The organism is Nostoc sp. DedQUE07, assembly GCF_034530975.2.
GTDB lineage: Bacteria > Cyanobacteriota > Cyanobacteriia > Cyanobacteriales > Nostocaceae > Nostoc.
On the sequence record NZ_JAVRCC020000057.1, the window covers coordinates 40,033 to 46,364 of the forward strand.

At 42.3% G+C, this 6,332-nt stretch carries 5 protein-coding genes and 1 pseudogene; 2 read left to right on the forward strand and 4 right to left on the reverse strand.

Going from position 1 to position 6,332, the window contains the following annotated elements; genetic code table 11:
* Positions 1-120: 120 nt before the first annotated feature.
* The 4 genes and pseudogenes from RMZ95_RS28790 to RMZ95_RS28805 all read right to left on the reverse strand — a co-directional run.
* Positions 121-510 (reverse strand): hypothetical protein, encoded by a 390-nt coding sequence (locus tag RMZ95_RS28790; RefSeq protein WP_322683700.1) that lies wholly within the window; start codon positions 508-510, stop codon positions 121-123.
* A gap of 381 nt (positions 511-891) precedes the next feature.
* Complete coding sequence (locus RMZ95_RS28795; protein ID WP_322683701.1) at positions 892-1,998, reverse strand: saccharopine dehydrogenase family protein; 1,107 nt, start codon at positions 1,996-1,998, stop codon at positions 892-894.
* Between the two features lie 123 nt (positions 1,999-2,121).
* Entirely contained in the window at positions 2,122-3,630 is a 1,509-nt protein-coding gene (crtD, locus tag RMZ95_RS28800; protein ID WP_322683702.1) for a C-3',4' desaturase CrtD, read from the reverse strand.
* 424 nt (positions 3,631-4,054) lie between these two features.
* Positions 4,055-4,309 (reverse strand): annotated as a pseudogene (locus tag RMZ95_RS28805) (hypothetical protein); the annotation flags it as partial.
* A 161-nt stretch (positions 4,310-4,470) separates the two neighbouring features.
* Here RMZ95_RS28805 and RMZ95_RS28810 point away from each other — a divergent pair.
* Positions 4,471-4,758, forward strand: coding sequence for a hypothetical protein (locus tag RMZ95_RS28810; RefSeq protein ID WP_409884035.1), 288 nt, complete (start codon positions 4,471-4,473; stop codon positions 4,756-4,758).
* A gap of 217 nt (positions 4,759-4,975) precedes the next feature.
* Positions 4,976-6,332, forward strand: a 1,357-nt coding sequence (locus RMZ95_RS28815; RefSeq protein WP_409884037.1) for a hypothetical protein, incomplete at its 3' end; no start/stop codon positions are given.

The window sequence follows — 6,332 nt, forward strand, 5'->3', positions numbered from 1 at the left end:
CGACTTTCAAGACAGTCGCTACAATTTAATTTTCTGAATTTGCTTCAAACCAGAGAGGCGCTTTGATTCTTAAATTCTAATTTCTTTGTAATAAAGCGGTTCAGGTTCAGTCTATATTCCCTATTTTCCTGTCACTTTTTCAATAACTTCTTTCGCTTTTTCACCAAAACTTTCTGGCGGATTTTGTTCTTGTTCAGCCTTCAAATTTCTTTCGTAAGTCTTCTCTATAGTATTAAGATTTTTTGAATCTTTTATTGCTTGCTCATAAGCTTCTTGTCGTTCTTCTTCTTGAATACCAACACCTGGGTCAAATTCGTTAGCACGATTAATTTTTTCTTCAGAATTTGGTTTATACTCTGGAGGTATTAGTTTTAATTCTTCAAGAGTAGTTGCGTGACTAGTTTGCTGAACAAAAATGAAAGAACCTGACAAGCTGATGAAAACCATCAAGCCAACAACCAAAAAGCTTGAACGTAATGCTTGTTTTAAACTTAATAGAATTTTTTGCATGAAAAAAATCTCCTAATCTTTTTGTTATGAGGCTTTTGAGGTAGAAGATAGATTGAATATCTTAGGCTCACAGGCATCCTAAGTGTTTAGGTACAGTTCTTTCTTCTACCTCAAGGTATATTAATTTTTAGCTAGGGTAATCTTATTCACAAGACTAAAATCCCCGACTTCTCTAAAATGTCGGGGATCTCGTTGTTCTGAAATGATTTAGTAGGAGGACAAAATTGTGCCACCTTACCTGTGTACTTTTTTAAAATGATAATCCCTATAGTCAAAGATTGTCGTGCTTACTAACAATACCATCTAGAACTCAACTTTTGGACTAATAGTTCAAATCGACTCAAGTAGACTGATATTTTTACTTTCCGATCGGATAGACACTTATGACCAACTATGATTAATTTTTATTCCTCGGCTTTGCATTACCTCTTCAAATAAATTTGTTGGTAATGCTTCTTCTACAGGAAAAACTCCAGGTTTTTTGAGTTTACCTTCTAGCAATAATTGGGCAATACTACCTGTGCCACAACCAGAAGCCACAGCAGTATTTTCATGCACGACAGTTGAGCAATAAACGGCTGTTTCACCATTTTTCTGCCCTGTAACCTCAGAACGAACTGCTACTCCAATTCCACTAAAATTATTAGTGACATCTGTCATTGAATGGCTGACATGAGACAGAAATTCAATCATGTAACGACGCTGCATTAACCATTTGGGAAAAACGTGTGCCGCAATCCAAGTTAGATGATTATAAAAATCTGGAACGGAACCAAACTTAGTAATTACAGTTTTCACTGATGGGAATGCATGGGGCAGTGTAAAGGTTTCTGGCATATCAAACCAGTAAACTCCGGTGCGTCCATATGGAGGTGGAAACTCAACTACTTCTCTTTCACTATAAGGCTTGATTATTTCCCATTTTCCATCTATCCAAGTCTCAAAAGGATACTGCAACCCAAGAAAAGTTGTCCGCATCACTGTAATGCCAGCACCACCAGAACCAGAAACTAAATAACTTAAATGGATCTTTTCTGGTAGCTGAAATTGTTCAATTCCCTGACGTACCATGCTGTTAGAAATACCAGGAAAAATGCCAGTATTAATAATTGCTGTCACGCCAGCAGCAGCAGCTTTTTCATGATAATTCAGAGCTTTGCTGGTATAAGACCGATGGTCGCTAACATCTAGATAATTAACGCCTTCAGCAATACAGGTTTCGAGAACATTAGTATCTCGATAGTGAAATGGCCCGGCACAATGGATGACTAAATTAGAGTTTGCGATCGCATCTCGCAATTTGTCAACTTCTGCCAAGTCCAATACCAAAAACTGCACTTGTCCTCCTGAAGACAAGCTTACAGCCTTCCCAAACTCCGCAGAACGTCCAGTAATCGTAATTTGAGCCTGCGTATGGGTAGCGAGATCCTGAGCAACACTGCTACCAATCCGCCCTCGTCCACCAAGAATTAAAACGCTGTCTGTCATTACTCCAGCATTCGCAACACTAACTTAATTTCACCAGTTTTGTGTCCTGTTTGCCATCGGTTATAAGTATGACTTACCTTTCAATCAAGGCAGAGTTTTCAATTATAGTTAAATCTGCCTTCTTCACGCCTCAATTTGCCTAACTACTGTTAGCGCTGAATAACTCACCCCAGCAGTACCTTCGCCTGGATGGGTGGAGTCACCAACTAACCACAAATTCTGGATTGGTGTCCGATTGGCGAACCCAAAGGGGCCAAAGGTGGGAATCCTTTGACCGATGCCACCAACTATACCGCGATCGCGGGCTGTGAAATGGGCAAAAGTGCGCGGTGTTGCGGCTTCTTGATGAATAATAGTTTCTGGTTTGAGATAGAAATATTGGGCAAGACGAGCGATCGCTTCTTGGGTAAACTTTTCTTTTAGTCCTTCATAATCACCAGTCTGCCACCACTGTGCGGGATCGACAAATGAAGAAGCAATAATTGTCGCTTTCCCCTCCGGTGCGCGACCATCTCCAGGATGACTGACGGAAACAAATAGGGAATTATTCTCGCCAATGGGGCCATTGACATCATACAGAAATTGCAGGTGGGGAGGACACCCAGGCGGAATTGCGCTGGCATCTACACCCAAATACACCACAAAAGCACCCGATGCTTGGGGCAATTTTTCCACCCGATTTTTATATCCAGATGGCGCTTGTTCTTTCAACAACTGCACCAAATTTTGCACGGTGACGTTGCTAACTATGTGGTCGGCGGCTTCTGTCCAAACTTCGCCAGTTTTCTGATTTCTAATAACAATAGCAGTAGCTTTACCGTTTTCTACTTTGATTTCTTCTACTGTGTGGCGCATCAACAGTTTGCCGCCGTCTCTCTCTAAGGATTGTACCAAGCGATCGCTTAATACTTGCATACTTCCCTGGAGGTGAAACAATCCTTGGGGCAGTTGGGATACACTCAACGCTGTGGCTGCATAAAGTAATGCTGTGTTTTCTGCATCCACCTGGGAGTATAGCTTCAGTTGCAAATCTAAAAAAGTCCTCAATCGCTGGTCATTTCCCAGTCCGCACAACCGTAAAGCATCTCCTACCGTAAACAAGGTGAAGGGTACGGTAATTAATGTACTCGGACGCACCGCCTGAGTTAGCTGCCACAAATCCCATAAATTACGCGGTGGTAGCACCGGGTCGCGTCCTTGAAATTCCCAACTAGCAGCAAATAAAGTTGCCATCAACTGCCAAAACGGTTCGCTACCAGGAAACTGTTTTTGTCGTTCCTCTTGCCATTTCTCCTGGTCGCGCCAAACGTTGATAGGTGTGGTTTCCCCAGGTAAATACACTGCACAAGCAGGGTCGCAAGGCGTTGCTTCCGGTAAATCTATGTCCAATTCTGAGAAAATCCGGTGGTGAATTCCCCCTGGTTCTAACCCCGCCACCTGAGTTGCGCCCACATCAAAGGTAAATCCTTGGCGTTTAAACGTGGAAGCACAGCCTCCCGGTACGAGGGCTTGATCCAAAATTAAGACACTGTAACCCCTATGAGCTAATAATGCCCCAGCAGTCAGTCCACCTATTCCCGCACCAATAACGACGACATGAGAGTTACTTTTGTCAAGAGAAATGCTGGACATTGATTATTTTCTTTAAAATTCTTAATACTTTTACTCATAATTTTACCTTAATCTCAAAGTTCAATGGGGTCGAAGGGTGCTAGTGTACACAAGTCATCGAATTACCCCCTTAATCCCCCCGATATATTGGGGGAAACCGGAAAATCTGGTTCCCTCCCCTTTATAAGGGGAGGGTTAGGGTGGGGTAAATTTACCCCTAAATGCAAGTGAGTAGACTGTTTCAAACTTGTGTATACACCATAGCCTTACTAAGGAGAGGAACAGATTTTGCGTAGCATAACCTTTCTTAAGCTATCTCAGGGGTTGCACGATAAATCTTAAATGGCCTCATCAAAAATTTGTATGTACACGGGGGTTAAGGGGGATCTAAAAGTGCCTATATTCACAGCAAAACACTTTTCAAACAACCTCTTAATTTGACACGCTACCCTAAACCCAAAAAATTTGAAATCAACGGCAATAGATTGCTGCATTGTTCAACCAACTTTGTAGCACTGGGTAAACTAGAAATTGTTCCTTTTAAAATCTTTATAGCCGTTTTCGCCGCCTTTTGCATCGCCCCCTCTTGAGGATTTTTCCCAGCTTCTGCTAAAGCTTTCACTTGTTCTAATGCCTCAGCTTTATCTTCTGGCGGTAAATTTGTATCAGCCTCAATTGCTGCTTGCAATTGCGTCAGCAAGAGATTTTTACAGAGATTTTATACAACTTTACTCTGCAATATTTCGGATTTTGGGAAAATAAAGAAAATACAAAAATTTTGGATGTAATACGCGGTATAAGAGCATGACTGCGTGCCTTTACCTTTGAATGCTTAAGGTATCATCAGCAATATTGAAGTTGGTGTCACCATACTTAAGCTGTAGCTATCAATATTGCAACTGTAGCGGTTCCACAACTTATGGGAGCAACTCCCGAACTTATGGGAGCAACTCCCGAACTTATGGGAGCAACTCCCGAACTTATGGGAGCAGCTCTAAACTTACGGGAGCAACTCCCGAACTTATGGGAGCAACTCCTGAACTTACGGGAGCAACTCCTGAACTTATGGGAGCAACTCCCGAACTTATGGGAGCAACTCCTGAACTTATGGGAGCAACTCCCGAACTTACGGGAGCTGCTAACTCGTAAACGAGGCTATAACATTTTTGAACGCAAAGGAAATACTAGGGTATATCAACAGCAGTTTGTCAGTTAGTTGATACCATCCTGCGAGATGAAATACAAATATTTCCAGTATCGGTGAGAGCAGATTCTAACTTTTTGTAAAGATTGCATAGGAAAGTACGTAAAGTTATTTGCTTGATACAGAGAAATTAATAGAGATTTCCTTTAAAGATGAAATTATATGTCAGTATCAGCTTCTTTAGACCTGTCTAAAACTTTCTTCCTCAACAGCTTATTAGAAGCTAATCAGACAATTTATTTAGATTTCGACGGCAATATCACCTCTGGTACTATCTGGAACACAAGTGAACGTCCGGCTAACATTATCACCCCTGCCTTCGACTTCGACGGCGATACAGCATCCTTTAGCTCGGCTGAACTTGAAAGAATTCAGTATATCTGGCAGCGCGTCGCTGAGGATTTCAGCCCATTTAATGTTAATGTCACAACGCAGGCTCCAGCAGATATTAACGATCTAATTAAGAGCGGTAGTGATGATACTCGCTGGGGGGTGCGTGTTGCGATCGGCGGTAGCAGTTACGATTGGTATGGTGAAAGAGTGGGAGGAATCGCCAAGCGTGGTTCTTTCAACTGGAATAGTGATACTCCTGCCTTTGTTTTTGTTGAAAATGCGTTCGATGATGAGAAGGATACGGCTGAACTTATCTCTCATGAAGTAGGTCATACGCTGGGACTCAAGCATGATGGACAAATAACCCCCGCTCAAGAATACTATCTAGGACATCCTACTGGAGAGACTGGCTGGGCACCGATCATGGGAGCAGCGTATTACGACGAGCTAACCCAGTGGAGTAAAGGCGAGTATGCTTCTGCTAACAATACCGAGGATGATTTGCAAATTATTACGACCCAAAATGGGTTCACCTACCGAGCCGATGATTGTGGTGATACAATTGCGACAGCAAAGCCACTAACCATTTCTAGTACGTCTGTCAGTGGTAGTGGCATCATTGAGCGCAATACAGACCTAGATTTTTATAGTTTTGTCACAGGTTCTGGTCTGATTAGCTTGACAGTGAATCCTTTTAGTCCAGGGCCAAACTTAGACATTTTGGCAGAGCTATACAATTCTGCTGGTACCTTAATTGCATCGTCCAATCCAACAGATTTACTATCTGCAAGTATTACAGCAAATGTCGTTGCTGGAAATTATTACCTCAAAATTGATGGTATAGGAAAAGAAGATCCTCTTGCAACTGGCTACACGGATTACGGCAGTTTGGGGCAGTACTTTATCAGTGGTACTCTAAACTTTCCTAATATCCAGCGATGGGCAACTGACCAAGGCGGTTTTTGGGATGCTCAAAAATGGCTAGTCGGCAATTTTAACGCAGATGGGAAAGATGATTTAGTCAACGTCTTCAATGATGGGGGTCTAGCCAGTATCGATACTCACTTATCTAATGGTGGGAGTTTTGATAGCCAGCGCTGGGCAACTGGCCAAGGCGGTTTTTGGGATGCTCAAAAATGGCTAGTCGGCAATTTTAACGCAGATGGGAAAGATGATTTAGTCAACG